Genomic DNA, 26,474 nt, shown 5'->3' with positions numbered 1-26,474 from the left:
TATACTCATTCGGGGGTAGTCCGAAGGTTTACCCCTGCCCGTATTTCTCTAAAAGTGCTTCGGCAATCGCCATGGTTTCCACATCCGCTACGCCATTCCATAACTGCGGACGGAAATGCATCTGGAAAACCATGATGATGCGTTTTTGCTGTTCGGGCGTACTGTTTTCTGGCACTTCGTAACCGTAGCGCGCCAGCAAATCGAGCAGTGCTGCGGTATCAACCTGCTGATAATGCGGTCGCCCGTTGATATAAAAATTCACGCGCCCCGGATCGGGCCAGGCTCCGATACCCTGCTGCGCCAGTTCGCGCCACGGAAACAGCGGGCCAGGATCGTCTTTACGCTGCGGGGCGATATCCGAGTGTGCCACCACGTTCTGCGGTTTAATGTCGTAGCGGGCGATGATATCTCTGGCAAGCGGGATCAGCGCCGCAATTTGCCCCGGTTCGAAGGGGGTAAAGGTTTTCACGCCATCGGTTTTCCGCCAGCCGCGGTTTTCCAGCTCAATGCCGACGGAGGTATCATTTATGCGGTTGGTGCCACGCCAGAAGCTGATGCCCGCATGCCAGGCCAGTTCGCTCTCCGGGACCAGCTGCCAGATACGCGGTTTGCCCTGCGGAGCTGGCGGCTTTGCGGGGATGAGATAGTGAGAGCTGACGTTTTTATCGGTCAGGGTCGCAAGCGAGGTGTCGAAATCATCGGCGGTGTAGTGAATAACCAGCACCTTTATACGCGGGTAGGCCGCCTGCGCCTGATGGCGCGTATCCAGCTCGTACGCGCCTTTATCAACAATGCCCTCTTCCGAGGCGCATCCTGCCAGCAACATCGCCAGCAGGAGGGTTGAGAGCGAACGCTTCATCGACGGGTCTTCACCGCCGTACCGCTTACGCTCACCATCAGCATGCTGGCATCTTTCCCGACCGTTTCGTAGTCGATATCAATGCCCACCACCGCATCCGCGCCCAGCGCTTTGGCCTGCTCGCCCAGCTCCTTAAAAGCAATCTCGCGCGCCTTACGCAGCTCTTTCTCGTACGCGCCGGAACGACCCCCGACGATATCCCGAATGCCGGCAAAGAAATCGCGGAAAATGTTGGCGCCCAGAATCGCCTCACCGGTGACCACGCCGCAGTACTCGGTAATCGGTTGACCTTCCAGGGTTGGCGTTGTTGAAAATTGCATACTTTCTCTCCTTCTTTAGCGTTCAATGCGTTAGCGACAGCATTATCGGTTCGTTACGCTATGATTGAAAGGATAGTTAATAAATAAGGAAATCAACATGCGCTACTCTGCTTTAACGCTTTTAGTGCCATGCGCGCTGGTGCTCAGCGCCTGCACAACGCCGGTCACGCCAGCCTTTAAGGATATCGGAACCCGCAGCGGCCCTTGTATTGAGGGTGGCCCGGATGCCGTGGCGCAACAATTTTATGATTACCGTATTCAGCATCGCGGTAATGACCTGACCGCCCTGCGCCCGTACCTGAGCGATAATCTGGCGAAACTGCTCACCGACGCTTCGCGCGATCCGCAGCACAACGCCCTGCTGTCATCCGATCCGTTCTCCAGCCGCGCCACGCTGCCGGACAGCGCCGACGTTGCCAGCGCGTCCACCATACCGAATACCGACGCACGCAATATTCCCCTGCGCGTGAAGCTCACCCAGGGGACGCAAACCTGGCAGGATGAGGTGCTGATGATCCGTGAAGGCCAGTGCTGGGCAATAGACGATGTGCGCTACATTGGCGGCAGCGTTCATGCCCCGGCGGGCACCCTTCGCCAGTCGATCGAGAACCGCTAACGCCTCCGTTCAATAAACGTTAACCCCGTAAAATGTCCGGCATTTCCTGCGGAATGCCGACATTTATACTCGCCCCCCTTTCCCGTCGCTATTTTGTGCTATGTTTAAGAGGAAACACGGGTTATATTTAACTTTTAACGCAGAAATATTGCATAACTATTCTGTCAACGGTACTATCTGCGGCCTCAATTGCTATAGATTGCCTGGATGAGTAAAGACTGCCCCGATGAGTATTAAACTAAACGGCATTAACTGCTTCTACGGCGCACACCAGGCGCTGTTCGACATTACGCTGAGTTGCCCGGAGGGCGAAACGCTGGTTTTGCTCGGCCCAAGCGGCGCGGGAAAAAGCTCCCTTCTGCGTGTTCTTAATCTGCTTGAAATGCCCCGTTCGGGGACGCTGGCCATCGCCGGTAACCATTTTGACTTCGCGAAAACCCCGTCTGATAAAGCGATTCGTGAACTGCGTCAAAACGTGGGCATGGTTTTCCAGCAATACAATCTCTGGCCGCATCTGACGGTGGTGCAAAACCTGATTGAAGCCCCGTGCCGCGTGCTTGGCTTAAGCAAAGACCAGGCGATGGCGCGTGCGGAAAAGCTGCTGGAACGTCTGCGTCTGAAACCGTACAGCGACCGGTACCCTTTACACCTCTCTGGTGGTCAGCAACAGCGTGTGGCGATCGCCCGTGCGCTGATGATGGAGCCGGCAGTGCTGCTGTTTGACGAGCCAACCGCGGCGCTGGACCCGGAAATTACCGCCCAGATCGTGAGCATTATTCGTGAGCTGGCGGAAACCAACATTACCCAGGTCATCGTGACCCACGAGGTGGAAGTGGCGCGCAAAACCGCCAGCCGCGTGGTCTATATGGAAAACGGGTATATCGTTGAGCAGGGTGACGCGAGCTGCTTCACTAACCCGCAAACCGATGCCTTCAAAAACTATTTATCTCACTGATGTGTTAGGGAAATTATAATGAAAAAAGTATTGATTGCCGCGCTGCTTGCTAGCGTCAGCCTTTCCGCTACCGCAGCCCAGACCATCCGTTTCGCCACTGAAGCGTCCTACCCTCCGTTTGAATCCATTGATGCGAACAACAAGATTGTTGGCTTCGACGTGGACCTGGCAAACGCCCTGTGTAAAGAGATCGACGCGACCTGTACCTTCAGCAACCAGGCGTTCGACAGCCTGATCCCAAGCCTGAAGTTCCGCCGTATCGACGCCGTAATGGCCGGAATGGACATCACTCCGGAGCGTGAAAAGCAGGTTCTGTTCACCACCCCTTACTATGACAACTCGGCCCTGTTCATCGGTCAGAAAGGTAAATACGCCTCCGTTGACCTGCTGAAAGGCAAGAAAGTCGGCGTGCAGAACGGCACCACGCACCAGAAATTCATCATGGATAAGCATCCGGAAATCACCACCGTGCCGTATGACAGCTACCAGAATGCGAAGCTGGACCTGCAAAACGGTCGTATCGATGCGGTGTTCGGGGACACGGCTGTCGTGACCGAATGGCTGAAAGCGAACGACAAACTGGCCGCCGTGGGTGACAAGGTGACCGATAAAGACTACTTCGGTACAGGTCTGGGTATTGCCGTACGTCAGGGCAATACCGAGTTGCAGCAGAAATTCAACGCTGCGCTGGAAAAAGTGAAGAAAGACGGCACCTACGAAACCATCTACAAAAAATGGTTCCAGAAGTAATTCCTGATGAATGAAATTTTTCCTTTAGCAAGCGCCGCCGGGATGACCGTCGGCCTTGCCGTTTGTGCACTGATTATCGGCCTCGTACTGGCGATGTTCTTTGCGGTGTGGGAGTCCGTTAAGTGGCGCCCTGTCGCATGGCTCGGTTCAGCGCTGGTGACTGTGCTGCGTGGACTGCCGGAAATTCTGGTGGTCCTGTTTATCTATTTCGGCTCCTCACAGCTGCTGTTAACGCTGTCGGACGGCTTCACGATTAATCTCGGCTTTGCGCAGATCCCGGTGCAGATGCAGATTGAGAACTTCGACGTCAGCCCGTTCCTGTGCGGCGTGATTGCGCTCTCCCTGCTCTATTCGGCCTATGCGTCACAAACGCTGCGCGGCGCGCTGAAAGCGGTACCGCAGGGTCAATGGGAATCCGGCCAGGCGCTGGGTCTGTCGAAAGCGGCGATCTTCTTCCGCCTGGTGATGCCGCAGATGTGGCGTCATGCCCTGCCAGGGCTGGGTAACCAGTGGCTGGTACTGCTGAAAGATACCGCGCTGGTGAGCCTGATCAGCGTGAACGATTTGATGTTGCAAACCAAAAGTATCGCCACCCGTACGCAGGAGCCGTTTACCTGGTACATCGTCGCGGCGGCTATCTACCTGGTGATCACGTTGCTGAGCCAGTACGTTCTGAAGCGTATTGATCTGCGCGCAACGCGTTTTGAACGGAGACCAGGCTGATGCTGGATTATTTACCCGAACTGATGAAAGGGCTGCACACCAGCCTGACGCTGACCGTCGCGTCTATCATCGTGGCGCTGATCCTGGCGCTGATCTTCACCATCGTCCTGACGCTGAAAACGCCGGTGCTGGTGTGGATTGTACGTGGCTACATTACGCTCTTTACCGGAACGCCGCTGCTGGTGCAGATCTTCCTGATTTACTACGGCCCGGGCCAGTTCCCGTCGTTACAGGAATATCCGGTTATCTGGCATCTGCTCTCTGAGCCATGGCTCTGCGCCCTGATTGCCCTCTCCCTGAACAGCGCGGCCTATACCACGCAGCTGTTCTACGGTGCCATTCGCGCGATCCCGGAAGGCCAGTGGCAGTCCTGCGGGGCTCTGGGCATGAGCAAGAAGGATACGCTGGCGATCCTGCTGCCTTATGCCTTTAAGCGCGCCCTCTCTTCCTATTCCAACGAAGTCGTGCTGGTGTTCAAAAGTACCTCCCTGGCCTACACCATCACCCTGATGGAAGTGATGGGCCACGGACAACTGCTGTACGGACGCACCTACGACGTGATGGTGTTCGGTGCGGCGGGTCTGGTCTATCTGGTGGTCAACGGTCTGCTGACCCTGATGATGCGTCTTATCGAGCGTAAGGCGCTGGCGTTTGAGCGCAGAAATTAATCGACTTAATGCATAAAGCTGATTTCGTAGTGCGGGTAACCTGATGGGTTACCCGCATTTTTTTATGCATTAAATAATATTTAATCATATTTATTGCATATAAATTCATTGAGTGGCATTGTACATCCATGCCGCAGACACGGCGCATAATGACAAGATTGACAGACGGGAGCATTACAATGAAAAAGTTAGTTCTGGCCGCATTACTCGCAACCTTCGCCGCTGGCGCATCCGCCGCCGATAAAATCAATTTCGGCGTTTCTGCCACCTATCCGCCGTTTGAATCGCTGGATGCCAGCAACCAGATCGTCGGCTTCGACATCGACCTGGCGAAAGCGCTGTGCAAGCAGATGCAGGCCGACTGCACCTTTACTAACCACGCATTTGACAGCCTGATCCCGTCCCTGAAATTTAAAAAGTACGACGCGGTGATCTCCGGCATGGACATCACGCCAGAGCGCAGCAAGCAGGTCGCGTTCACCGACCCGTACTACGCGAACTCTGCGGTGGTGATTGCGAAGAAAGGGGCTTATAAATCTTTCGACGAGCTGAAAGGCAAGCGCATCGGCATGGAGAACGGCACCACGCACCAGAAATACCTCCAGGACAAGCATCCTGAAGTGAAAACCGTGGCCTACGACAGCTACCAGAACGCCATTATCGACCTGAAAAATGGCCGTATTGATGGCGTATTTGGCGACACCGCGGTCGTGAATGAGTGGCTGAAAACCAACCCGCAGCTGGGTACAGCGACGGAGAAAGTGACCGATCCGCAGTATTTCGGCACTGGCCTCGGTATTGCCGTGCGTCCGGATAACAAGGCTCTGCTTGAGAAACTGAACGGCGCGCTGAAAGCGATCAAAGCTGACGGCACATACCAGAAAATCAGCGAGCAGTGGTTCCCGCAATAACCTTTTTTGCCGGGTGACCTGGCCTACGGGGGTGGTCTGTAGGCCGGGTAAGGCGAAGCCGCCACCCGGCAATTTCTTAAAGCGGCACAAAGAACCTGAACCGTGCCCCGCTCACGGACTCCATCAGCCTGATCCCCCCGCCGTGCAGCTCCAGCATTCTTTTCACGATTAACAGCCCTAACCCGCCCCGGTGCTCCCGCGAGGCCTGTGGATTTAACGCTGACGGACGCTGGAACAGATCGTCCCGTAATGCGGCATCAACACCCGTTCCGCTGTCGGCCACTTCAACCTGTAACCGGTCGTTCTCCTGCCACACCGCCAGACGAATGTCTCCACCTGCTGGGGTATGGCGTATCGCATTATCCAGCAGATTCGTCACCACCCGTTCAATCATGGAAACATCGGCCAACACCTGCGGCAGCGGACCCGGGACGTCAATGTGCAGATTTAACTCACGCGTGCGGGCAGCGAGTTCAAACTTTTGCGCCACGTCGGAAATCAGTTCAGCCATGGCAAAACGCTCGCGCTGGGGCTTGATGCCGCCGTGCTCAAGACGCGCCAGCTCGAACAGCTGCTGCGACAGATGGCGTACCTTTTGCCCCTGACGCAGCGCGGTAGCGAGGTACTGCTGATGCTCCTGCGGCGACAGCGTTGCGGATTTCAGCGACAGCGTTTCCAGATAACCCAGCAGCGACGTCAGCGGGGTGCGTAAGTCGTGCGAAATGTTGGCGATAAACTCCCGGCGCTGGCGGTCGCTGTCGGCCAGCCGATCCCACTGAGAGGTGATTTTGCGCGCCAGCTCGATAAAGGTATTGCGCAGGATCGCCACTTCATCCTGGCCGGCAGGCTCAAGCGGTTGGGCCGCCAGCTGCTTAATCGCGCTGATGCTGTCCTGCTCCAGCCCGGCCACGTCCAGCGTGAGCTCTTTAACCGGGCGCGTCACCCAGTACCAGAGCAGCAACCCCGCCAGCAGACCAAACAGCGCCACCAGCAGCATCGACCACAGCGCCGTACTCCAGAGCGCTTTGTGCCAGGCCATCTCCGCCAGCGCGTTGGACTCCTCCCCCTGCAAAATAATGTACAGATACCCCTTCAGCTCACCGTCCTGCCGCAGCGGGGTGGCGCTGAAGACTTTCTTATTCTGGCTTCGGGGATCGTCGCCAAACACCGGCATCACCGTCCCGCTGAGGAAATTCTGTATCGGCGCGAGGTCAATTTTTTGCCGCTGAATGTGCCCCGGCGGGGCGGCATCGGCCAGGATATCGCCATCTGGCGAGACAACATACAGCTCGACGCTCGGATTAAACGTCATCAGCCGGTCGAACAGCGGTATTAAGGCGCTGCGATCCACCCTGCCCTGCGCATCCAGAATCGCTTCCCGCTGCACAATCTGCTGCGCCAGCCCACCGGAGAGCCGCTGCACCATCGCATTGCCGTACTGCATGCTACTGTAGAGCTGCACCGCACAGGCGACGGTGGCGCAGAGCAGCAGTAACGCCGTAAACAGCAGCGTCAGGCGCTGGCTCAGGCTAAAGCGACGCATCATGATTCTGCTCCGCAAATTTGTAGCCTTTGCCCCAGACGGTGCGAACGATCTCCGGCTCGGCGGCATCTTTCTCTATTTTAATGCGCAGGCGGTTAATGTGGGTATTGACGGTGTGTTCGTAGCCTTCGTGCTGATACCCCCATACCTGCTCCAGCAGTGCCAGCCGCGAAAAGACCTCTCCGGGATGGCGGGCAAAGAAATAGAGCAGTTCAAATTCGCGCGGGGTGAGATCGACGTGTTGACCGTTAAGGCGCACGGTGCGCGCCAGCGGATCGATAGTCAGTCCGTGCGCCTGAATAATGCCGTCCGTCTGCGCCTGGCCCATCGCCTGCTGACGGCGAAACAGCGCCTTAATGCGGGCAATCAGCTCCTGCACCGAGAAAGGTTTTGCCAGATAATCATCCGCCCCGGTTTCCAGGCCAGTAATACGGTCAGTTTCACTGCTGCGGGCGCTAATGATGATAATGGGCAGGTAGCGGGTCATCTGGCGGATACGGCGGCAAATCTCCAGACCATCAACATTCGGCAGCATCAGATCGAGGATCACCGCGTCCCACGGCTGTGTTTCAAGACGTTGTAAGGCGTTGCCCCCGTCGGGCTCGTGGGTAATGGCGTAGCCTTCATCTTCCAGATTAAGACGCAGGAGTGCCGCGATATCGTGGTCGTCTTCTACCAGCAGGATCTGCTTCATGGGTAAGCCTTCAATCATTTGTTATGACGTAAGCTTACCTGATTTCGAGCGGGGGAAGAGTTCACATTTTGTTGAACATTGTGCGGGGTTTATGCCGGGTGGCGGCTTCGCCTTACCCGGCCTGCGCTTTGGTTAACAACGTGAGCTGACAGGCTATTTTGCCGACCAGTTGAAAGCGCCACGCTGGCTTAAAACAGAGACGGGAGTCGCATTACTGGGTTGAGCAAACAAAGCCGGGTGGCGGCTACGCCTTACCCGGCCTACTCCGGATCGTAGGCCCGGTAAGCGCAGCGCCACCGGGCGATGTTGAGGATTAGCGCGTTTTCACCAACAACGTCAACACTTCATAATGGGCGGTATGGGGGAACATATCGAAAAGCTGAACGCGCGCAATGCGGTAGCCCGGCAGGCTGGCGATATCCTTCGCCATGGTCTGCGCGTTACAGCTGGAGTAGACAATGTACTCCGGCGCCATCTGGCTCAGGTAGTCGCAGAGCGCCTGGCCGATACCCCGGCGCGGCGGGTTCACCAGCACCAGCTCCGGCACGTTGCCCTGCCCGGTCGCGAACTGCGTGGAGTCCAGCGCCTGGAAATGCAGATTCGTTAACCCCAGCTCCGCGGCGGACTGCTTCGCGCAGGCAATCGCTTCGGCGGAGATCTCAATGCCGGTGAGCTGCATGTCTGGCGTGGCACAGTGCAGGCCAAAGCCGCCGACGCCGCAGAACAGATCCCACATGTGATGAACCTGTAACGCACGCACCCAGTCGCGCGCGGTGGCGTACAGCGCGCTGGCGACGGTGGGGTTAGTCTGGAAGAAGCTTTGCGGACGGATCCACAGCGGCACGCCGTTGAAGCTCTCCGCCAGCGCATGCTGTTCGGTGAAGAAGATCTCTTTCTCCCCTTCCATGATCGCCATATGCACCGGCTGAATATTTGCGGTGATAACCTTAATCTGCGGAAGCTGTTCCTGCAACCCCGGAAGCGCCGCGCGCAGCTGCTCCAGCTTGTTTTCCGAACGCAGCACAAAGCGCAGCATCATCCCGCCGTCGATCTGGCTTTCGGTCAGCAAAAGGTATTTCAGCTCGCCGCGCCTGCGGGCAACGTTATAGGGCGTTAACCCCGCCCGGGCGATAAACGGTTTCAGCGCGCTAAACACCGGCTCAAACGAGGCGGGATATAGCGGGCAGTCGGTTAAATCTTCCGGGGTGCCGTCGCGGTGCAGCATCCCCAGCAGCGGCTTTTCAACGCTGCCGCTGACCACCATTTTGGCTTTATTGCGAAAGCCCTGTTCCGGGCCACTGACGGGTGCGCACCACTCGCCCACCGCATGTGCTGTCAGCAGCTGTTGCAGGTCGGCCATTTTGGCGGTGAGTTGTTGAGATACCGGTTGTTCTATCCACTGACAGGAGCGGCAGCGTCCGGCGTCATAGAGTGCGCACTGCATATGAAAACCTTAAGAAACACGGGGGCTGCGATTATACACATTATTGCAGGCGGAAGAACCGCCGACTGGAAGCCGGGAGATAAAGCAGGCAGAGCACCAGCATATCCGGCAGTTTTTGCATCACCAGTGAATGGAAAATCTCGCGTCGCGACTCACCGGGTATGCTGAACAGCTCCGGATAGCCATAGCCCAGCGAGGCGGCCCACAGGTAGCCTGCGGCGGTGATCTGCGTAAGCAGATACACCCAGCGCGCCCAGTTACGTCCTTTCACCAGCGAGAACGCACAGTAGATCTCAATAAACACCAGCATCAGGCTGCTGAGAAACACCAGCGTCAGATTCCACGTCTGCGCGCTGCGGTGAATAAATTCCCCCATTCCGCGCGGACCCAGCGTGTTCATTATCATCAGCACATCCAGGCAGCGGATCATAATAATGGCGAGCGCCGCCACCTGCACCAGTGCAGGGACGTTCGGACGAGCGTGCGAATGACGTGTTTTTTGTAAGAATCCCAATGTTTTTACTTCCCTGAAAAACAGTGCCGCGTCATACGCGGCACATCACTGGAAATAGTAATTCCTTCAGCCGCGTCTTGCACGCTGGATATCGCGCACACGCTGTTTTTCCGCGCGCGCCATCAAATACCAGGCGATAAATCCGACAATTCCGACCACGCCAAGGATGATGGACGCCAGGGCGTTGATCTCCGGATTCACCCCCATCCGCACGCTGGAGAAGACCAGCATCGGCAGCGTCGTCGCGCCCGGTCCCGACACAAAGCTGGCGATAACCAGATCGTCGAGCGAGAGCGTGAACGCCAGCAGCCAGCCGGAGATCACCGCCGGCATAATCATCGGCAGCGTGATGATGAAAAAGACCTTCAGCGGCGTTGCGCCGAGATCCATTGCCGCCTCTTCAATGGAGCGATCCAGCTCGCGCAGCCGCGAGGAGATCACCACCGCCACATACGCCGTACAGAAGGTGACATGTGCCAGCCAGATGGTGAGCATCCCGCGATCCGCTGGCCAGCCGATGGCGTGCGCCAGCGCGACAAACAGCAGCAGCAGCGACAGGCCGGTGATGACGTCCGGCATAACCAGCGGGGCGGTGATCATAAACGCGAAACCATTCGCCCCGCGGAAACGGCCAAAGCGCACCATCACCAGCGCGGCGATAGTGCCCAGCACGCAGGCCATCGTCGCCGCCAGCGCCGCAATGGTCAGGCTCAGCCCCACCGCGCTCATCATCGCATCATCGTGGAACAGCTCGCTGTACCAGCGCGTCGACCAGCCCGCCCAGACGGTGACCAGCTTAGAGCTGTTGAACGAGTAGATCACCAGCATCAGCATTGGCGCATACAGGAAGGTAAAGCCGATAATCAGGATCGCAATTCGCCACGGGGAGCGTACTACCGGTAAGTTGTTCATCCGTGGTCTCCCATCTGTTTCTGCTGATGTTTGTGGAACCACATGATCGGCACGATCAGCAGCAGTAACATGACGATCGCCACCGCCGAGGCCACCGGCCAGTCGCGGTTATTGAAGAACTCCTGCCACAGCACGCGGCCAATCATGATGCTGTCCGGGCCGCCGAGCAGTTCCGGGATCACAAACTCCCCGACCGCCGGGATAAACACCAGCATCGATCCGGCGATGATCCCGCCTTTGGTGAGCGGCACAATGACGCTGAAGAAAGTCTTCAACGGGCGTGCGCCGAGGTCCAGGGAGGCTTCCACCAGCGAGTAATCGATTCGCGTCAGCGCCGTATAGATTGGCAGCACCATAAACGGCAGATAGGCATAGACAATCCCGATATACACCGCAAGGTTGGTGTGCAGGATCGTCAGCGGCTGGTCGATGACCCCAAGCCACAGCAGGAAGTTATTCAGTATGCCGTTATTCTTCAGGATCCCCATCCACGCGTACACGCGGATCAGGAACGACGTCCACGACGGTAAAATGACCAACAGCAGTAAAATATTTCGCGTCGACGGCTTGCTGTGCGCCACTGCCCACGCCAGCGGGTAGCCCATCAACAAGCAGCAAATCGTAGAAATAGCCGCAACCTGTAACGACTGCAAATAGGCTTCGAAATAGAGCGGATCGTCGGTCAGTTGCAGGAAATTACCGAGGTTTAAGGTCAGCGTCAGCTGCCCGTCGGCCCACTCCCACAGATCGGTATACGGTGGGATCGCCCGCGCCATCTCCGCCAGGCTGATCTTAAAGACGATCAGGAACGGCAGCAGAAACAGCAGGATCAGCCAGATATAGGGCATGGCGATGACCAGCTTGCGGCCATGCGCCATCTGCATGCGCGCCAGCCAGAGCGCGAAACCGCCCGGTTTTTTGACGCGGGCTGGAGGTTCAAGTGTGCTCATGACCGCTCCTTATACCGTCAGGACTACGCAACTGTCCGCATCCCAGCAGAGGCTCACTTCGTCGCCCCAGGTTGGCTGTCCCTTGCGATACCGGTGTTCGTTCTGTAACTGGGCGCTGAGCATCTGGCCGCTTTTCAGGCGCACATGGTAAATCGACAGATCGCCGAGATAGGCAATGTGTACCACTTCGCCCACGGCAAAGTTATAGCCATCGGCGGGCGGCTCATCGCAAAGCATGATTTTTTCCGGGCGCAGGGCAACGTAAACCGGCACGTTGTCCACCACGGAGTTATCAGAATCAACCTTCAGCGGATGCACCAGCCCCGGCGATTCAATCACCAGACCGTCTTCCTGGCGTTCCTTCAGTAGCCCTTCGAAGACGTTTACCGAGCCGATGAACTCCGCGCTGTAGCGGGTTGTCGGGTGTTCATAGATCTCTTCCGGCTCGCCGATCTGCACGAACTTACCGCGATTCATGATCGCAATGCGCCCGGCCATGGTCATCGCCTCTTCCTGATCGTGGGTCACCATCACGCAGGTCACCCCCACGCGCTCGAGGATATCCACCACTTCCAGCTGCATCCGGTCGCGCAGCTTTTTATCCAGCGCGCCCATCGGCTCGTCGAGCAGTAATAATTTTGGTCGCTTCGCCAGACTTCTTGCCAGCGCCACGCGCTGACGCTGGCCGCCGGAAAGCTGATGCGGCTTACGCTTCGCAAACTCCTGCATATGCACCAGGCTCAGCATCTCTGCCACGCGCGCGGTGATTTCGGCTTTCGGCAGTTTGTCCTGCTTCAGGCCGAAGGCGATGTTCTGCTCAACGGTCATGTGCGGGAACAGGGCATAGGACTGGAACATCATGTTTATGGGCCGCTGGTACGGCGGCACGCTGGAGAGGTCTACCCCATCCAGCACGATCTGCCCGGCGGTAGGCTGTTCAAAGCCTGCCAGCATACGCAGCAGTGTGGATTTGCCGCAGCCTGATGCGCCGAGCAAAGCAAAAATTTCACCTTTGTAGATCGTCAGGCTGACATCGTCCACGGCATGCTGGCCGTCGAAGGATTTGGTGAGGTTACGAATTTCAAGAAGCGGGGTCAGCGCTTTACGGACTTTCGCCTGCGGGCGGGGGATCGCGTCATTCACGGGGTGTTCTCCGGCATAGATCAACACTGGTGCAAACGCACCGTCAGGGTGCGCATCGCCGGGCGGCGCTAACGCTTGCCCGGCCTACGGGATCTGTCGGCCCGGTAAGCAACAGCGCCACCGGGCAACGATATCAAACGCCGTTACTTACCGCTTTTCACCTTGGTCCACGCGCGGGTACGCACACGGTCAATTTTTGGTTCCTGCACTTTCAGGGTGAACAGCTTGGCAAACACATCGGCTGGCGGGTAGATCGCCGGATTATTGCGGATATCTTCGCTCACCAGCGGCACGGAGGCCTTGTTACCGTTGGCGTAGTAGACATGGTCGCTGATGTGGGCAATCACGTCCGGACGCATCAGGTAGTTGAGGAACTGATACGCTTCCTCTTTATTTTTCGCATCAGCCGGCATCGCGAAGACGTCGAAGAACGCCAGCGCCCCCTCCTTCGGAATGAAGTAGGAAACATTCACGCCGTTTTTCGCCTCTTTCGCGCGGTTCGCCGCCTGCCAGACGTCGCCCGCCCAGCCGATGGCCACGCAGATATCCCCGTTAGCCAGGTCATTGATGTACTGAGAGGAGTGGAAGTAGCGAATATTCGGACGCAGCTTCAGGAGCAGGTCAGTCGCCGTACCGGTGTAGTCGTCAGCCTTGCTGCTGTTTGGATCTTTGCCGAGATAGTTAAGCACGGTGGCGAAAATCTCTTCCGGCGCATCGAGGAAAGAGACGCCGCAGCTTTTCAGCTTCTCGAGGTTTTCCGGCTTCAGCATCACGTCCCAGCTGTCCAGCTTGACGTCCGGGCCCAGCGCCGCTTTGACTTTATCCACGTTATAGCCAATACCGGTGGTCGCCCACAGGTAAGGCATCGCGTATTTATTCTCCGGATCGTGCTTCGCCACCAGCTTCAGCACGTCCGGATCGAGGTTTTTCCAGTTTGGTAATTTGCTCTTGTCCAGCGGCTGGAAGACACCGGCGGTCAGCTGACGCTCCAGGAAGCTTGCCGACGGCACCACCAGATCGAAACCGGTGCTGCCCGCCATCAGTTTGCCTTCCAGCACTTCGTTGGAATCGAATACGTCGTAGACAACCTTAATGCCGGTCTCTTTTTCAAAATTCGCGACGGTGTCCGGCGCAATATAGTCAGACCAGTTATAGACGTGCAGCGTTTTTTGTTCCGCAGCGAGCGTGCCGGCAGAGACGGCCATCAGAGCACCCGCAACCAGACCCGATAACCATTTTTTATTCAAGGCGATCATATTGTTATTCCTTCTGAAAGTTCGTTAACAAACGAACCAAATCTGTGCAGCCTGAAGATATGCAATAATCATGCATAGTTTGTCGCTCTGCCCGAAATAAAATACCCCCCTCATTCCGGCAGGTTCCGCTCGCTTTTTTAAGCACCGCAAGAATAACTGTAGCCCGTGTCTCCGGCTATAGCCCAGACGAAAAAACGCCTTTTATCAATTTTTTATGCAGATTATGTCTACGTGATAAGCCGAAACGGCCGCAGAGGAGGTGAAAAACTCTTTAAAGAAAGGTTAAAAGCAGCAGAAAAAACGGTGTTATGCAGCCGCTCTGGCAGCGACTGCGCAAAAGTCAGACAGGCTTAGTGGAGAAAATTGGGAGATGCATCATTATTCTCGGCGTCATCTTCCGCGCTATACAGCAGGTGATGTGCGTTGGCTTCCATCATTACCATGGAAATTTGCTCTTCGCTCAGGCGCATAAACCAGGCGAACTGCTTGAAGGAGAGCCCCGCGCCGGAGAATAAAGACTGGCAAACCACCAGCTTTGGCAGATTATCATCCTGTATGTCGAGAAACGCTTTCACCGTCAAAGAACTGGCGTTGATCGCTGACAGATCAGAGGCCAGCGCCAGCAGCGCTGAAGGCTTTACTTCGGCCAGCGCGGAGAAAAGGATCACGTCGTTGATCAGATCGATTTTGGCATCGAAAATGCCGTCGAAATTTTGCATGTGAGGCAGATGCAGCGCCTGGCAGGAGTCGCATTCGAAGAAAGTAATACCGGCATCATCGAGCCATTGACGTAACGTATCCAGTGTAGGTACGACCTGTAAATCCATCGCTGTGCAGCCTCTTAAATAAAAACGTTGTCCAGATTACGCAAAAAGTGCGCGCCGATCCATTTAACCGCCCGTTTTCAGGCAAAATCCCGGCGTCGCATGGCGTTCAATCCATGCGATCATTTTACCTGCAATATCGACGCCTGTGGTTTTTTCCACCCCTTCCAGCCCCGGCGAGGCGTTGACTTCCATCACCAGCGGCCCGCGCCCGGCACGCAGCAGATCGACCCCCGCCACGTCCAGGCCCAGCGTCTGCGCTGCTTTCACCGCAATCTCGCGCTCGCGCTCGCTAATAAGGGCCACCCGCGCGATACCGCCGCGGTGCAGGTTAGAGCGGAAGTCGCCCTCTTTTGCCTGCCGCTCTATGGCGGCCACCACCTCATCGCCCACCACAAAGCAGCGGATGTCGCACCCGTTGGCCTCTTTAATATACTCCTGCACCAGAATATGGGCATTCAGACCGCGAAACGCGTCGATCACGCTTTCCGCCGCCTGACGCGTCTCCGCCAGTACCACCCCAATACCCTGCGTACCTTCCACCAGCTTAATAACCAGCGGCGCACCGCCCACCATGTCGATTAAATCGCTGGTGTCGTCCGGGGAGTGGGCAATCCCGGTGACGGGCAGATCGATCCCCTGGCGCGCCAGCAGTTGCAGCGAGCGCAGCTTATCGCGGGCGCGGGAGATCGCCACGGACTCGTTGAGCGGATAGCTTCCCAGCATTTCAAACTGGCGCAGCGCAGCCGTGCCGTAATAGGTTATCTGGGAGCCAATGCGGGGGATCACCGCATCAAAATGCGGGAGTTTGCGGCCTTTGTAATGAATCGACGACGCCGCAGGGTCGATGTTCATATAGCAGGACATCGGATCGAGGATCTCAACCTGATGTCCGCGTTTCGCCGCCGCTTCTCGCAGGCGTTTACATGAATAGAGCGTTCCATCCCGGGACAATATGGCAATTTTCACCCTGCACCTCTCTAAAGACATGGTAAAAGCCTGCCTATCATACACGAGGCGCAGGAGGAATGGACTACCGCGTTGCCCAGCCCTGTTTGTGCAGGTAATCGAGAATGAACGGGCGGTTCTCCTTAATGATGGTGCGACGAATATGGTCGCTCCAGGTGTCGCGGCGGTTGTTGCTGTCGCGCGTCAGATAGTAGTTCGCCAGCTCTTCATCGTATTGATGCAGAACGTCCTGGTCGACCGGCTGGTAGTGGTTTTCATGCACCAGCATCGCAGCAGGAATGCGCGGCTTCAGATCCGGGTTATCTGCCGGCCAGCCGAGGCACAGACCAAACAGCGGCAGCACGTGTTTAGGCAGCTTCAGCAGTTCCGTCACGCTTTCGATGTTGTTACGCAGCCCGCCAATATAGACGCCGCCAAGCCCCAGCGATTCCGCCGCCGTGAACGCGTTTTGCGCCATCAGCGCCGTATCCACCACGCCCAGCAGCAGCTGTTCCGCCAGCCCCAGCTCGGCCTCGGGGCAGATTTGCAGATGACGGTTAAAATCGGCGCAGAACACCCAGAACTCAGCCGCCTGGGCAACGTGCTTTTGTCCGCCCGTCAGCGTTACCAGCTGCTCACGCATCGCCGGATCGGTGATGCGGATAATGGAGCTGCACTGCAAAAAGCTGGAGCTGGAGGTGCCTCTTGCGCTGTCGATGATCGCTTCCCGCTGCGCCTGGGTAATCGGCTCATCGGTGAAATGGCGAATGGAACGGTGGGAACGAAGCAGGTCAATGGTTGGCGTCATTTTGTCTCTCTTTGTGTTGCGTAAAACGTATGGCAGCCAGTATAGGCAATGATCCACCTGATGTAATTGGCGAAACATAGCCTGACTGTATCAAAGTGACAGGTGAAACCTTCTTTCCATGACGGCAGGTTATCGTGCACTATAGGCGCTATTCGCCGTCAGGCTTGTTTTTTGAGGAGAGAGAAATGTTTGCAGTAATTTTTGGTCGTCCAGGATGCCCTTACTGTGTACGCGCGAAAGAGCTGGCAGAGAAACTGACTGAAGAACGTGATGATTTCAACTTCCGTTACGTGGATATCCACGCGGAAGGCATCACTAAAGCCGATCTGGAAAAAACCGTGGGTAAACCGGTTGAAACCGTGCCGCAGATCTTCCTCGATCAGAAACACATCGGCGGCTGCACCGATTTTGAGGCCTACGCCAAAGAACACCTGGGCCTGTTTGCGGCTCAGTAATGCGAAGACGCCCTCACCCTGAGGGCGTTTTTATTTACGGTGCTTCCGCTGTTGCAGCAGGCTGCGCGTAAATAAGAAACAGAGCGCGCCCAGCGCACACCAGAAAACGCCACTCAGTAGCCACGCCACTTCCTGCCAGACGCTTCTCGACGAGAGAAACAGCACGCGCATCAGAAGCAGGCAGAGCGGGGCCGCAAGCATTGCCCCAATAAGCGGCATCACCACCTCGCCTTTACGCGAGAGAAAACCGGCGACTACCCCCGGCAGGATGAAGAACAACAGGCCCAGCTCGGGATGACCGGACGCTCTGAAGGCGCCTTTCACGTTAAAAGCGAGCGACATGCAAACGACCGTAAACAGCAAAAAACAGCTGATTACGCCAGCCCAGTTTCGTTTAAAGTTCAAACTATCCTCCTGACTTATCTCTATCAAATACAAAAATCGTCCGGTGGACGCCCAGTCAGATAAAGCAATGCGGCAATCCTTGCCAAAGCACGCACAAAAGTCGTGCGATAATAGGTGGCTGTCGGTAGCTATTACGATTAAACTAACCGACTGCTAGTGTTTAGGGTATTTATCAGGAAGCAGGGAGATGCAAAGTGATTCCCTGACTCTGAAAACAGTAGCCCAAATAGTCCTTTCATTCAACAACTTACTGGTAAACAAGAAGTTAGCCTCCGTGAATATAAACGTCGCAGACTTGTTAAATGGGAATTACATCCTGTTATTATTTGTGGTACTGGCGCTGGGCCTTTGTCTGGGTAAATTACGCCTGGGTTCAGTTCAACTTGGTAATTCCATTGGCGTTTTAGTCGTCTCCCTGTTATTAGGTCAACAACATTTCAGTATTAACACGGACGCGCTTAACTTAGGTTTCATGCTGTTTATTTTTTGCGTAGGCGTGGAAGCCGGTCCGAACTTTTTTTCCATTTTCTTCCGAGACGGCAAAAATTACCTGATGCTGGCGCTGGTGATGGTCGGTAGCGCCCTGCTGATTGCGTTAGGGCTGGGCAAACTGTTTGGCTGGGACATCGGCTTAACGGCCGGTATGCTGGCAGGCTCGATGACCTCCACGCCGGTGCTTGTTGGCGCGGGGGATACGCTTCGTCATTCTGGCATGGCAGGCACGCAGCTTTCCTCCGCGCTAGACAACCTGAGTCTGGGCTATGCCCTGACCTATCTGATTGGTCTGGTGAGCCTGATTGTTGGCGCGCGCTATCTGCCAAAACTTCAGCATCAGGATCTTCAGACCAGCGCCCAGACCATCGCCCGCGAGCGCGGCCTGGACACGGACTCCAAACGTAAAGTTTACCTGCCGGTGATCCGCGCCTACCGCGTCGGGCCGGAGCTGGTTGCCTGGACCGACGGGAAAAACCTGCGCGAGCTGGGGATCTACCGTCAGACCGGCTGCTACATCGAACGTATCCGTCGTAACGGCATTCTGGCAAACCCGGACGGTGACGCGGTGCTCCAGATGGGCGATGACATCGCCCTTGTTGGCTACCCGGACGCCCACGCGCGTCTCGATCCGAGCTTCCGCAACGGGAAAGAGGTGTTTGACCGCGACCTGCTGGACATGCGTATCGTCACCGAAGAGATTGTGGTGAAAAACCACAACGCCGTGGGCCGCCGTCTGGCACAGCTGAAGCTGACCGACCACGGCTGTTTCCTCAACCGCGTGATCCGCAGCCAGATTGAAATGCCTATCGACGATAACGTGGTGCTCAATAAAGGCGATGTGTTGCAGGTCAGCGGCGATGCCCGACGGGTTAAAACCGTTGCCGACCGTATCGGCTTTATCTCGATCCACAGCCAGGTGACGGACCTGTTAGCCTTCTGCGCCTTCTTCATTGTCGGCCTGATGATCGGGATGATAACCTTCCAGTTCAGCAACTTTAGCTTCGGCATTGGTAACGCAGCCGGTCTGCTGTTCGCCGGGATCATGCTGGGCTTCCTGCGAGCGAACCATCCCACCTTCGGCTATATCCCTCAGGGGGCGCTGAACATGGTGAAAGAGTTCGGTCTGATGGTCTTTATGGCGGGTGTCGGCTTAAGCGCCGGGAGCGGCATTGGCAACGGCCTGGGCGCGGTCGGCTGGCAAATGTTGGTTTCCGGACTTATCGTCAGCCTGGTACCGGTGGTGATCTGTTTCCTGTTCGGCGCCTACGTGCTGCGCATGAACCGCGCCCTGCTCTTCGGCGCGATGATGGGCGCGCGCACCTGCGCACCGGCGATGGAGATCATCAGCGACACCGCGCGCAGCAATATCCCGGCGCTGGGCTATGCAGGCACGTACGCCATCGCCAACGTGCTGCTGACGCTGGCGGGTACGCTGATCATCATTATCTGGCCAGGACTCGGATAAATCTCAAGTTTGCGTGTGGCTGAAAAAATTTTCGTTCCGCGCAGAACTTTTTACGCAGGGTGCAGTCATAACTAGTGCCACTGCTTTTCTTTGATGTCCCCAATTTGTGGAGCCCATCAACCCCGCCGTTTTGGTTCAAGGTTGATGGGTTTTTTGTTGCCTGAATTTTATTAACATTAAAATCAACAGGTTATATTGCATCATCAAGCCCAGTGGCGGCAAAATGGCGACTAAAAAATACATGTATCACCATCTTTCGTTATCCCACCTCTTAACATGCTCAGTGGACGCTTTACAAAAACCATCAAGATCAGGAAATAAGGTTAACTGTCGCACATCAAATGTTTCTGAAAGGATGCGCAAGAACATCAGTTTCATTTCAACCGTTATTGCTAATGGCTAATAAAATCGTCCTGGCAGTGTGGGAACTTTCGTAAGTCATTTCTATTAATTGGTTAAAATTTACCTGGTCAATTTCCTAAAAACAGATTCATTGGGTTTAACATGATCAGGTTTGAATTTTCATCTCATCTGCGGGCATATGCTGCGGCGAATAAATGTAAATAATGGAATTAACAGAGATGGACTTTACAGCAGTAGTATTTGGATTAAAGATGGCGACCATGCCGAAGATAACATCCAACGGTGACAAGAAGGGTTGGTATGTATGGCTATAAATGGAACAATGACGCTAAATGGTGCTGACTACGCCCCATTTAATTTATATGGGGTTGGCATCTTTATGGCGCATTCCGGACAGGGAACTTACCGTAATCAAGGAACTTGTGGCGCAATACAAGGTGCAGGCCCAATTCCCCCAGGTAAATATTGGATTGTTGATCGAGGCTCAGGAGGTTTCTTATCCTCATTAAAAGCTCATGTTCAGGACCAATGGAACAAAATAAGATCCGGTGCGGAATTTGGCCGTGATGAGTGGTTTGCTTTATATAAGGATGATTGGGGAATCGACGATGGAACATGGGTTGATCACGTCTATCGCGGGCTGTTCAGACTCCATCCCGGTACAGTGTCAGAAGGGTGTATAACAATCGCTCATAACTCCGATTATGCATTAATCCGTAACGCTCTTATGAACACAGAGCTTATTCAGGTTCCATGTATGCGTTCACTTATGGCTCGCGGCTGTATTGAGGTTGTTGACGTTGGATATAGCTACACTTGCCCGTAAATGGGGATCAAGACTGCTTAAGGCCGTCTGGTTTGTGTTAATTAGCTTTGTGCTAGGACGCACGCTGGGTCCTTCAACAGATTATATTAATCATAATGTTGCAACTGCTATTTGCGACTTCATCTATGGTGATGTGAATGCGGAAACAATGTACGAAACATATATAAACACCGATATTTTAATCCTTTTTACTCTCACAACGGTTTTCTATCTCTTAACAATGAAGTTATTCAATAAAATAAGGAAAAAATAATATGCCAATCCCTCCCTATATGTGGCTCAAAGACGACGGCGGCGCGGATATCAAAGGCTCAGTAGATGTTCAGGACCGCGAAGGAAGCATTGAGATAATCGGTTTAAGTCACGGTATCAATCTTCCGGTTAATAGTGCAAATGGAGCGATTACCGGTACACGACAGCACTCTTCTATGAGGATCGAAAAGGAGGTGGATAGTTCTACCCCATATCTTTATAAAGCTGCCGCCACTGGCCAGGCACTGAAAAGCGCAAAAATTAAGTTCTATCATATTAACGATGCCGGTCAGGAAGTGTGCTATTACACAGTCTTCATGGAGAACGTGAAGGTGACTGGGGTTAACTGTAGCGTACCTAATGTGAAAATCGCGGCCAACGATAAAATTAACCACGTCGAAAGCGTCAGCTTGCAGTATGAAAAGATCACCTGGCGCATTGTTGATGGGAACATCCAGCACAGTGACGCCTGGAACGAACGCACTACGGCGTAAAATAAAAGTACTTCTTTAAGGGCAATTATTTGCCCTTATTGCCCTTCCCTCACCTGCCACAAACATATATGATTTAATGTATATGATAAAAACCACGCAGGATCGCCAGATGCTTCACCCCGTTCAGCTCTTCAAAACCCTCTCCGACGAAACGCGCCTCTCCATCGTCATGCTTCTGCGTGAAGCGGGCGAGCTGTGCGTCTGCGATCTCTGCTCCGCTACCAACGAGCCGCAGCCGAAAGTCTCCCGCCACATGGCCTTACTGCGCGAGGCCGGGCTGGCCATCGACCGTCGCGAGGGTAAGTGGATCTACTACCGTCTCTCTCCCAACATGCCTGCATGGGCGGCAACCGTTATCGACACCAGCTGGAACTGCCTGCGGGAAGAGACGCGTATGAAGCTGAAAAACCGACTTCCGGGCTCGTGCTGACCAAAACATATTCACAATAACAGATATAATGGAGTAAAAGATGTTTCTGGCAGGTGGGATTTTTTTATTCACACTGGTGCTGGTCATCTGGCAACCCAGAGGGCTCAGCATCGGCTGGAGCGCTACCATTGGCGCCGCGCTGGCGCTGATGAGCGGCGTTATCCACATTAACGATATCCCTGTGGTGTGGAATATCGTCTGGAATGCGACGGCAACGTTTATCGCGGTTATCGTTATCAGCCTGCTGCTGGATGAGTCCGGCTTTTTCGAGTGGGCCGCGCTGCACGTTGCCCGCTGGGGAAACGGTCGCGGGCGATTGCTGTTTACCTGGATCGTGCTGCTGGGCGCAGCCGTGGCGGCGCTGTTTGCCAATGACGGCGCGGCGCTGATCCTCACCCCTATCGTCATCGCTATGCTGCTGGCGCTGGGGTTCAGCAAGCAGGCTACGCTGGCGTTCGTGATGGCGGCGGGATTTATCGCCGATACCGCCAGCCTGCCGCTGATTGTCTCCAACCTGGTCAACATTGTGTCGGCGGACTTCTTTAAGCTGGGCTTCAGCGAATACGCCTCGGTGATGATCCCGGTTGATATCGCTGCGATTGCCGCAACGCTGGTGATGCTGCATCTGTTCTTCCGAAAAGAAATTCCCCCCGAATATGACCAGGCAAAACTCCGCGAGCCCGTACGGGCCATTCACGACCTGCCAACGTTCAGAACGGGCTGGATCGTGCTGCTGCTACTGCTTGTCGGTTTCTTTGTGCTTGAACCTCTGGGTATCCCGGTCAGCGCTATCGCAACAACTGGCGCGCTGATTTTGTTTGCCGTTGCTAAACGCGGGCACGCCATTAACACTGGAAAAGTGCTGCGCGGCGCGCCGTGGCAAATTGTTATCTTCTCGCTGGGGATGTATCTGGTGGTGTATGGCCTGCGCAACGCCGGGCTGACGGAGTCTCTTTCAGGCGTTCTTGATCACTTAGCCGGATACGGACTCTGGGTCACCACGCTGGGAACCGGATTTATCACCGCCTTCCTGTCATCCATAATGAACAATATGCCAACGGTGCTGATTGGCGCGCTCTCCATTGAGGGTAGTGCTGCAACAGGGTTGGTTAAAGAGGCGATGATTTACGCTAACGTGATTGGCTGCGATTTGGGGCCGAAAATTACCCCCATAGGAAGTCTGGCTACCCTGCTCTGGCTCCATGTGCTGGCACAGAAAAACATGACTGTTACCTGGGGCTACTACTTCAGGACGGGCATCATAATGACCCTGCCGGTTCTCTTTGTGACGCTCGCCGCACTCGCGCTACGTCTCTCCTTCACACCATAATGAGTCACTGATATGAGCTACATCACCATTTATCACAACCCCGCCTGCGGCACGTCGCGCAATACGCTGGAGATGATCCGCAACAGCGGTACGGAACCAGAGATTGTCCTCTATCTGGAAAACCCGCCGTCACGCGATCAACTGACCAGGCTGATTGCAGACATGGGGATTTCCGTGTGCGATCTGCTGCGCAAAAACGTCGAGCCTTATGAGCAACTGGGCCTTGCCGGGGGAAATTTCACCGATGACCAGCTTATCGATTTCATGCTGCAATACCCCATCCTGATTAACCGTCCGATTGTGGTGACGCCGCTGGGCACCCGTCTGTGCCGCCCTTCTGAAGTCGTTCTCGACATCCTTCCGGACGCGCAAAAAGGGGCATTTACGAAGGAAGATGGCGAAGTCGTCGTTGACGCCAGCGGGAAAAAAATCTCCCGACAGTAAGCGTAGCCGGGGCGAGTGCTATCAGACGGTATCCTCGCCTGCAATCCGCCCCACCATCACCCGGATCTCCTCCCGGGTTAACGGCGACCGATCGGTCACAAAATGCAGCGTCATCCCCTCGATAAACGCATCCAGCGCGCGGGCGGTGGCCGGATCAAACCACTGCTCCAGCGTAGCCTGGCTCATCTTCATCCAGTCCTGCATCACCGTTTTCAGCGCGGCGCTGCGGTGCATAAACGCGTACAGCTGATACATCAGCGCCATATTGTGTGGCGTGGTCACGGCTGAACTGTGGATAAGCGTGGTAATGGCCTCGCACGCCCTCTCGCGCCCCGTAACCCCCGCGAAGAAATCCCGGTACTGCTGAGACATCTGCTGCGTAAACCACGTGAATGCCTCCTCCAGAAGCGACTCCATCCCGTCGAAATAGTAGGTCATCGACCCCAGCGGCACGCCTGCGCAGGTGGCAATTTTGCGGTGCGTGACGGCATGAATACCGTGCTCAGCAATGGTGTCCAGCGTCGCCTGGAGTATCTTCTCGCGGCGGTTAGGGTCGTTCGGTGGTCTGCTCATAAAATCCTCATCCGGTTTATGTACAAATGTACACAAAGTTGCTAGTGTTGTCGCTATTGTTGTACTTCTGGTGCTGATCCCAATGACGCTAACTTCTCCTCGCAAAGCCCTGCATCTGCGCATGTGGGCGCTATTTATGTTCTTCTTCATCCCCGGGCTGCTGATGGCTTCATGGGCAACGCGCACCCCGGCAATCCGCGATACGTTATCCGTTTCGACTGCGGAGATGGGGATCGTGCTGTTTGGCCTGTCGATTGGCTCGATGAGCGGCATTCTCTGCTCGGCCTGGCTGGTGAAACGCTTTGGCACGCGCGCGGTGATCCGCACCACCATGTGCTGCGCCGTGGTGGGAATGCTCGGTCTGAGCGTGGCGCTGTGGTTCGCCTCGCCGCTGATGTTTGCCCTTGGGCTGATGGTATTTGGCGGCAGCTTTGGTGCGGCGGAAGTGGCCATTAACGTCGAGGGGGCCGCCGTTGAACAGGCGATGAACAAAACGGTGCTGCCGATGATGCATGGCTTTTACAGCCTCGGCACGCTGGCAGGCGCGGGCGTGGGGATGGCGCTGACGGCGCTGGGCATTGCGGCCAATGTGCACATTTTACTCGCGGCGCTGGTCTGTATTATCCCGATCCTCACCGGCATCAGGGCTATTCCCGCAGGCACAGGACAAAATGCCTCGGACGAACAGAAGTCTGCGGCAAAAGGGTTGCCCTTCTATCGCGATTTCCAGCTGATGCTGATTGGCGTGGTGGTGCTGGCGATGGCGTTTGCTGAAGGCTCCGCCAACGACTGGCTACCGTTGCTGATGGTAGACGGGCACGGATTTAGCCCCACCTCCGGCTCGCTGATTTACGCCGGGTTTACGCTCGGCATGACCGTCGGACGCTTTACCGGGGGCTGGTTTATCGACCGTTACAGCCGCGTGGCTGTCGTCCGTGCCAGCGCCCTGCTGGGTGGGCTGGGCATCGCGATGATTATCTTTGTGGATGTGGACTGGATTGCCGGCGTGTCGGTGATCCTGTGGGGACTGGGCGCCTCCCTTGGCTTCCCGCTGACCATTTCCGCTGCCAGCGATACCGGCCCCGACGCGCCGACGCGCGTGAGCGTCGTGGCGACCACGGGCTACCTCGCTTTCCTGGTGGGCCCGCCGCTGCTTGGATTCCTCGGTGAGCACTACGGGTTACGCAGCGCGATGCTGGTGGTATTAGGGTTAGTCATTATTGCCGCCCTGGTGGCGCGAGCGGTGGCAAAACCGGAAGCAGAAACAACGTCAATGGAGAAGGGATATGAGCGTTAAACTGATTGCAGTCGACATGGATGGCTCCTTCCTGAGCGATGCGAAAACCTATAACCGCGCGCGTTTTCTGGCGCAGTACGCGCGCATGAAAGCGCAAGGCATCCGTTTTGTGGTCGCCAGCGGAAACCAGTACTACCAGCTGATCTCATTTTTCCCGGAGATCGCCCATGAAATTGCCTTCGTTGCCGAAAACGGCGGCTGGGTGGTGGATGCGGGCGAAGACGTGTTTAACGGCGAACTGTCGAAAGAGCATTTTCTGACCGTCGCCACCCTGTTAAACGACGTGCCCGGCATTGAGATAATTGCCTGCGGAAAAAACAGCGCCTACACGCTGAAAACGTATAACGACCTCTTCAAAGAGATTGCTGCGAAATACTATCACCGCCTTGAAAGCGTCAGCAGCTTTGACAACCTCAACGATATTTTCTTCAAATTCGGGCTAAACGTCTCTGACGACGAAATTCCGCGCATTCAGGCGCTGCTGCATGAGAAGCTTGGCGACATCATGGTGCCGGTGACCACGGGACACGGCAGTATCGACCTGATTATCCCCGGCGTGCACAAAGCTAACGGCCTGCGGATCCTGCAAGCGCGCTGGGGCATTGAGGACAGTGAAGTGGTGGCCTTTGGCGACAGCGGTAACGACGTGGAGATGCTGCGACAGGCTGGGTTTGGCTTCGCGATGGCCAATGCCAGACCGCATATTAAAGCGGTGGCCCGCTATGAAGCGCCGAACAATAATGACGAAGGGGTGCTGGACGTAATTGATAGGGTGCTGGATGGGAGGGCGCCGTTTAATTGATTCCG

At 55.7% G+C, this 26,474-nt stretch carries 30 protein-coding genes; 15 read left to right on the top strand and 15 right to left on the bottom strand.

Going from position 1 to position 26,474, the window contains the following annotated elements; genetic code table 11:
* Positions 1-28: 28 nt before the first annotated feature.
* Both ACOTWU_RS01790 and ACOTWU_RS01785 read right to left on the bottom strand, forming a co-directional pair.
* Positions 29-859: an N-acetylmuramoyl-L-alanine amidase gene (locus tag ACOTWU_RS01790; RefSeq protein ID WP_023303370.1), complete on the bottom strand. Its 831-nt coding sequence runs from the start codon at positions 857-859 to the stop codon at positions 29-31.
* On the bottom strand, positions 856-1,179 hold the full coding sequence (locus ACOTWU_RS01785) for a heavy metal-binding domain-containing protein (protein WP_006174327.1): 324 nt from the start codon (positions 1,177-1,179) through the stop codon (positions 856-858). Before ACOTWU_RS01785 ends, ACOTWU_RS01790 begins: the two co-directional genes overlap by 4 nt.
* A gap of 97 nt (positions 1,180-1,276) precedes the next feature.
* Here ACOTWU_RS01785 and ACOTWU_RS01780 point away from each other — a divergent pair, with 97 nt between their 5' ends.
* From ACOTWU_RS01780 to artJ, 6 genes are all read left to right on the top strand, one after another.
* Positions 1,277-1,795, top strand: coding sequence for a lipoprotein (locus ACOTWU_RS01780; protein WP_015571007.1), 519 nt, complete (start codon positions 1,277-1,279; stop codon positions 1,793-1,795).
* 226 nt (positions 1,796-2,021) lie between these two features.
* Positions 2,022-2,750, top strand: a complete 729-nt coding sequence (artP, locus tag ACOTWU_RS01775; RefSeq protein ID WP_006809439.1) for an arginine ABC transporter ATP-binding protein ArtP — start codon at positions 2,022-2,024, stop codon at positions 2,748-2,750.
* An 18-nt stretch (positions 2,751-2,768) separates the two neighbouring features.
* Positions 2,769-3,500 (top strand): arginine ABC transporter substrate-binding protein ArtI, encoded by a 732-nt coding sequence (gene artI / locus ACOTWU_RS01770; protein ID WP_006174322.1) that lies wholly within the window; start codon positions 2,769-2,771, stop codon positions 3,498-3,500.
* A gap of 6 nt (positions 3,501-3,506) precedes the next feature.
* Positions 3,507-4,223: an arginine ABC transporter permease ArtQ gene (gene artQ, locus ACOTWU_RS01765; protein ID WP_003858367.1), complete on the top strand. Its 717-nt coding sequence runs from the start codon at positions 3,507-3,509 to the stop codon at positions 4,221-4,223.
* Positions 4,223-4,891 carry an arginine ABC transporter permease ArtM gene (gene artM / locus ACOTWU_RS01760; RefSeq protein ID WP_003858369.1) on the top strand — a complete coding sequence of 223 codons (669 nt, stop codon included), beginning with the start codon at positions 4,223-4,225 and terminating at the stop codon, positions 4,889-4,891. Before artQ ends, artM begins: the two co-directional genes overlap by 1 nt.
* A 179-nt stretch (positions 4,892-5,070) precedes the next feature.
* Positions 5,071-5,802 (top strand): arginine ABC transporter substrate-binding protein ArtJ, encoded by a 732-nt coding sequence (gene artJ / locus ACOTWU_RS01755; protein ID WP_015571008.1) that lies wholly within the window; start codon positions 5,071-5,073, stop codon positions 5,800-5,802.
* 76 nt (positions 5,803-5,878) lie between these two features.
* Here the strand turns inward: artJ and ACOTWU_RS01750 are convergent, their stop codons facing one another.
* The 11 genes from ACOTWU_RS01750 to nfsA all read right to left on the bottom strand — a co-directional run bounded on the left by ACOTWU_RS01750 (position 5,879) and on the right by nfsA (position 16,838).
* The gene (locus ACOTWU_RS01750; RefSeq protein ID WP_126499030.1) at positions 5,879-7,348 is read right to left on the bottom strand and encodes a sensor histidine kinase; all 1,470 of its coding nucleotides are present in this window, start codon (positions 7,346-7,348) and stop codon (positions 5,879-5,881) included.
* Positions 7,332-8,039, bottom strand: a complete 708-nt coding sequence (locus ACOTWU_RS01745; RefSeq protein ID WP_022650690.1) for a response regulator transcription factor — start codon at positions 8,037-8,039, stop codon at positions 7,332-7,334. Before ACOTWU_RS01745 ends, ACOTWU_RS01750 begins: the two co-directional genes overlap by 17 nt.
* Positions 8,040-8,352: 313 nt before the next feature.
* Complete coding sequence (gene rlmC / locus ACOTWU_RS01740) at positions 8,353-9,483, bottom strand: 23S rRNA (uracil(747)-C(5))-methyltransferase RlmC (RefSeq protein WP_110870882.1); 1,131 nt, start codon at positions 9,481-9,483, stop codon at positions 8,353-8,355.
* A 40-nt stretch (positions 9,484-9,523) separates the two neighbouring features.
* Complete coding sequence (locus ACOTWU_RS01735; RefSeq protein ID WP_085929694.1) at positions 9,524-10,021, bottom strand: YbjO family protein; 498 nt, start codon at positions 10,019-10,021, stop codon at positions 9,524-9,526.
* A 42-nt stretch (positions 10,022-10,063) separates the two neighbouring features.
* Positions 10,064-10,909: a putrescine ABC transporter permease PotI gene (gene potI / locus ACOTWU_RS01730; RefSeq protein ID WP_003858378.1), complete on the bottom strand. Its 846-nt coding sequence runs from the start codon at positions 10,907-10,909 to the stop codon at positions 10,064-10,066.
* A complete protein-coding gene (gene potH / locus ACOTWU_RS01725) occupies positions 10,906-11,859 on the bottom strand; it encodes a putrescine ABC transporter permease PotH (protein WP_017693731.1) in 954 nt (317 codons plus the stop codon). The genes potI and potH overlap by 4 nt, the downstream gene beginning before the upstream one ends.
* A gap of 9 nt (positions 11,860-11,868) precedes the next feature.
* Entirely contained in the window at positions 11,869-13,002 is a 1,134-nt protein-coding gene (gene potG / locus ACOTWU_RS01720) for a putrescine ABC transporter ATP-binding subunit PotG (RefSeq protein WP_006809449.1), read from the bottom strand.
* Between the two features lie 143 nt (positions 13,003-13,145).
* Positions 13,146-14,258, bottom strand: a complete 1,113-nt coding sequence (potF, locus tag ACOTWU_RS01715; RefSeq protein WP_421625754.1) for a spermidine/putrescine ABC transporter substrate-binding protein PotF — start codon at positions 14,256-14,258, stop codon at positions 13,146-13,148.
* A 350-nt stretch (positions 14,259-14,608) separates the two neighbouring features.
* The gene (locus tag ACOTWU_RS01710; RefSeq protein ID WP_003858385.1) at positions 14,609-15,085 is read right to left on the bottom strand and encodes a YbjN domain-containing protein; all 477 of its coding nucleotides are present in this window, start codon (positions 15,083-15,085) and stop codon (positions 14,609-14,611) included.
* A gap of 63 nt (positions 15,086-15,148) precedes the next feature.
* Positions 15,149-16,051, bottom strand: coding sequence for a 30S ribosomal protein S6--L-glutamate ligase (rimK, locus tag ACOTWU_RS01705; RefSeq protein WP_017384877.1), 903 nt, complete (start codon positions 16,049-16,051; stop codon positions 15,149-15,151).
* Between the two features lie 64 nt (positions 16,052-16,115).
* Positions 16,116-16,838 (bottom strand): nitroreductase NfsA, encoded by a 723-nt coding sequence (gene nfsA, locus ACOTWU_RS01700; protein ID WP_015571015.1) that lies wholly within the window; start codon positions 16,836-16,838, stop codon positions 16,116-16,118.
* A gap of 185 nt (positions 16,839-17,023) precedes the next feature.
* Here nfsA and ACOTWU_RS01695 point away from each other — a divergent pair, with 185 nt between their 5' ends.
* Positions 17,024-17,293: a GrxA family glutaredoxin gene (locus tag ACOTWU_RS01695; protein WP_006809455.1), complete on the top strand. Its 270-nt coding sequence runs from the start codon at positions 17,024-17,026 to the stop codon at positions 17,291-17,293.
* Positions 17,294-17,323: 30 nt separating this feature from the next.
* Here the strand turns inward: ACOTWU_RS01695 and ACOTWU_RS01690 are convergent, their stop codons facing one another.
* On the bottom strand, positions 17,324-17,698 hold the full coding sequence (locus tag ACOTWU_RS01690; RefSeq protein ID WP_017384878.1) for an inner membrane protein YbjM: 375 nt from the start codon (positions 17,696-17,698) through the stop codon (positions 17,324-17,326).
* A 274-nt stretch (positions 17,699-17,972) separates the two neighbouring features.
* Here ACOTWU_RS01690 and ACOTWU_RS01685 point away from each other — a divergent pair, with 274 nt between their 5' ends.
* The 6 genes from ACOTWU_RS01685 to arsC all read left to right on the top strand — a co-directional run bounded on the left by ACOTWU_RS01685 (position 17,973) and on the right by arsC (position 23,797).
* Entirely contained in the window at positions 17,973-19,658 is a 1,686-nt protein-coding gene (locus ACOTWU_RS01685; protein WP_026080732.1) for an aspartate:alanine antiporter, read from the top strand.
* Positions 19,659-20,325: 667 nt separating this feature from the next.
* A complete protein-coding gene (locus ACOTWU_RS01680) occupies positions 20,326-20,847 on the top strand; it encodes a DUF2778 domain-containing protein (protein WP_072050684.1) in 522 nt (173 codons plus the stop codon).
* Positions 20,848-21,101: 254 nt separating this feature from the next.
* Complete coding sequence (locus ACOTWU_RS01675; RefSeq protein ID WP_126499032.1) at positions 21,102-21,593, top strand: Hcp family type VI secretion system effector; 492 nt, start codon at positions 21,102-21,104, stop codon at positions 21,591-21,593.
* Positions 21,594-21,702: 109 nt separating this feature from the next.
* A complete protein-coding gene (locus ACOTWU_RS01670; protein ID WP_015571018.1) occupies positions 21,703-22,023 on the top strand; it encodes a metalloregulator ArsR/SmtB family transcription factor in 321 nt (106 codons plus the stop codon).
* A gap of 40 nt (positions 22,024-22,063) precedes the next feature.
* Positions 22,064-23,353 carry an arsenic transporter gene (locus ACOTWU_RS01665; protein WP_039271233.1) on the top strand — a complete coding sequence of 430 codons (1,290 nt, stop codon included), beginning with the start codon at positions 22,064-22,066 and terminating at the stop codon, positions 23,351-23,353.
* A 12-nt stretch (positions 23,354-23,365) separates the two neighbouring features.
* Positions 23,366-23,797 (top strand): glutaredoxin-dependent arsenate reductase, encoded by a 432-nt coding sequence (gene arsC / locus ACOTWU_RS01660; protein WP_015571020.1) that lies wholly within the window; start codon positions 23,366-23,368, stop codon positions 23,795-23,797.
* A 21-nt stretch (positions 23,798-23,818) separates the two neighbouring features.
* Here the strand turns inward: arsC and ACOTWU_RS01655 are convergent, their stop codons facing one another.
* A complete protein-coding gene (locus tag ACOTWU_RS01655) occupies positions 23,819-24,370 on the bottom strand; it encodes a TetR/AcrR family transcriptional regulator (protein WP_015571021.1) in 552 nt (183 codons plus the stop codon).
* 82 nt (positions 24,371-24,452) lie between these two features.
* On the opposite strand from ACOTWU_RS01655, the gene ACOTWU_RS01650 reads away from it, so the two are divergent.
* Entirely contained in the window at positions 24,453-25,667 is a 1,215-nt protein-coding gene (locus ACOTWU_RS01650) for an MFS transporter (RefSeq protein WP_017693738.1), read from the top strand.
* On the top strand, positions 25,657-26,469 hold the full coding sequence (locus ACOTWU_RS01645) for a Cof-type HAD-IIB family hydrolase (RefSeq protein WP_015571023.1): 813 nt from the start codon (positions 25,657-25,659) through the stop codon (positions 26,467-26,469). Before ACOTWU_RS01650 ends, ACOTWU_RS01645 begins: the two co-directional genes overlap by 11 nt.
* Positions 26,470-26,474: the final 5 nt, after the last annotated feature.

The organism is Enterobacter cloacae complex sp. GYL001 (assembly GCF_049237125.1).
GTDB lineage: Bacteria > Pseudomonadota > Gammaproteobacteria > Enterobacterales > Enterobacteriaceae > Enterobacter > Enterobacter hormaechei_C.
This window is presented reverse-complemented; position numbering and strand designations above follow the sequence as displayed.

Coding starts and splice junctions, on each gene's coding strand:
- ACOTWU_RS01790 (WP_023303370.1), bottom strand. CDS start 859: ATGAAGCGTTCGCTCTCAACCCTCCTGCTGGCGATGTTGCTGGCAGGA.
- ACOTWU_RS01785 (WP_006174327.1), bottom strand. CDS start 1,179: ATGCAATTTTCAACAACGCCAACCCTGGAAGGTCAACCGATTACCGAG.
- ACOTWU_RS01780 (WP_015571007.1), top strand. CDS start 1,277: ATGCGCTACTCTGCTTTAACGCTTTTAGTGCCATGCGCGCTGGTGCTC.
- artP (WP_006809439.1), top strand. CDS start 2,022: ATGAGTATTAAACTAAACGGCATTAACTGCTTCTACGGCGCACACCAG.
- artI (WP_006174322.1), top strand. CDS start 2,769: ATGAAAAAAGTATTGATTGCCGCGCTGCTTGCTAGCGTCAGCCTTTCC.
- artQ (WP_003858367.1), top strand. CDS start 3,507: ATGAATGAAATTTTTCCTTTAGCAAGCGCCGCCGGGATGACCGTCGGC.
- artM (WP_003858369.1), top strand. CDS start 4,223: ATGCTGGATTATTTACCCGAACTGATGAAAGGGCTGCACACCAGCCTG.
- artJ (WP_015571008.1), top strand. CDS start 5,071: ATGAAAAAGTTAGTTCTGGCCGCATTACTCGCAACCTTCGCCGCTGGC.
- ACOTWU_RS01750 (WP_126499030.1), bottom strand. CDS start 7,348: ATGATGCGTCGCTTTAGCCTGAGCCAGCGCCTGACGCTGCTGTTTACG.
- ACOTWU_RS01745 (WP_022650690.1), bottom strand. CDS start 8,039: ATGAAGCAGATCCTGCTGGTAGAAGACGACCACGATATCGCGGCACTC.
- rlmC (WP_110870882.1), bottom strand. CDS start 9,483: ATGCAGTGCGCACTCTATGACGCCGGACGCTGCCGCTCCTGTCAGTGG.
- potI (WP_003858378.1), bottom strand. CDS start 10,909: ATGAACAACTTACCGGTAGTACGCTCCCCGTGGCGAATTGCGATCCTG.
- potH (WP_017693731.1), bottom strand. CDS start 11,859: ATGAGCACACTTGAACCTCCAGCCCGCGTCAAAAAACCGGGCGGTTTC.
- potF (WP_421625754.1), bottom strand. CDS start 14,258: ATGATCGCCTTGAATAAAAAATGGTTATCGGGTCTGGTTGCGGGTGCT.
- ACOTWU_RS01710 (WP_003858385.1), bottom strand. CDS start 15,085: ATGGATTTACAGGTCGTACCTACACTGGATACGTTACGTCAATGGCTC.
- nfsA (WP_015571015.1), bottom strand. CDS start 16,838: ATGACGCCAACCATTGACCTGCTTCGTTCCCACCGTTCCATTCGCCAT.
- ACOTWU_RS01695 (WP_006809455.1), top strand. CDS start 17,024: ATGTTTGCAGTAATTTTTGGTCGTCCAGGATGCCCTTACTGTGTACGC.
- ACOTWU_RS01680 (WP_072050684.1), top strand. CDS start 20,326: ATGGCTATAAATGGAACAATGACGCTAAATGGTGCTGACTACGCCCCA.
- ACOTWU_RS01675 (WP_126499032.1), top strand. CDS start 21,102: ATGCCAATCCCTCCCTATATGTGGCTCAAAGACGACGGCGGCGCGGAT.
- ACOTWU_RS01670 (WP_015571018.1), top strand. CDS start 21,703: ATGCTTCACCCCGTTCAGCTCTTCAAAACCCTCTCCGACGAAACGCGC.
- ACOTWU_RS01665 (WP_039271233.1), top strand. CDS start 22,064: ATGTTTCTGGCAGGTGGGATTTTTTTATTCACACTGGTGCTGGTCATC.
- arsC (WP_015571020.1), top strand. CDS start 23,366: ATGAGCTACATCACCATTTATCACAACCCCGCCTGCGGCACGTCGCGC.
- ACOTWU_RS01655 (WP_015571021.1), bottom strand. CDS start 24,370: ATGAGCAGACCACCGAACGACCCTAACCGCCGCGAGAAGATACTCCAG.
- ACOTWU_RS01650 (WP_017693738.1), top strand. CDS start 24,453: ATGACGCTAACTTCTCCTCGCAAAGCCCTGCATCTGCGCATGTGGGCG.
- ACOTWU_RS01645 (WP_015571023.1), top strand. CDS start 25,657: ATGAGCGTTAAACTGATTGCAGTCGACATGGATGGCTCCTTCCTGAGC.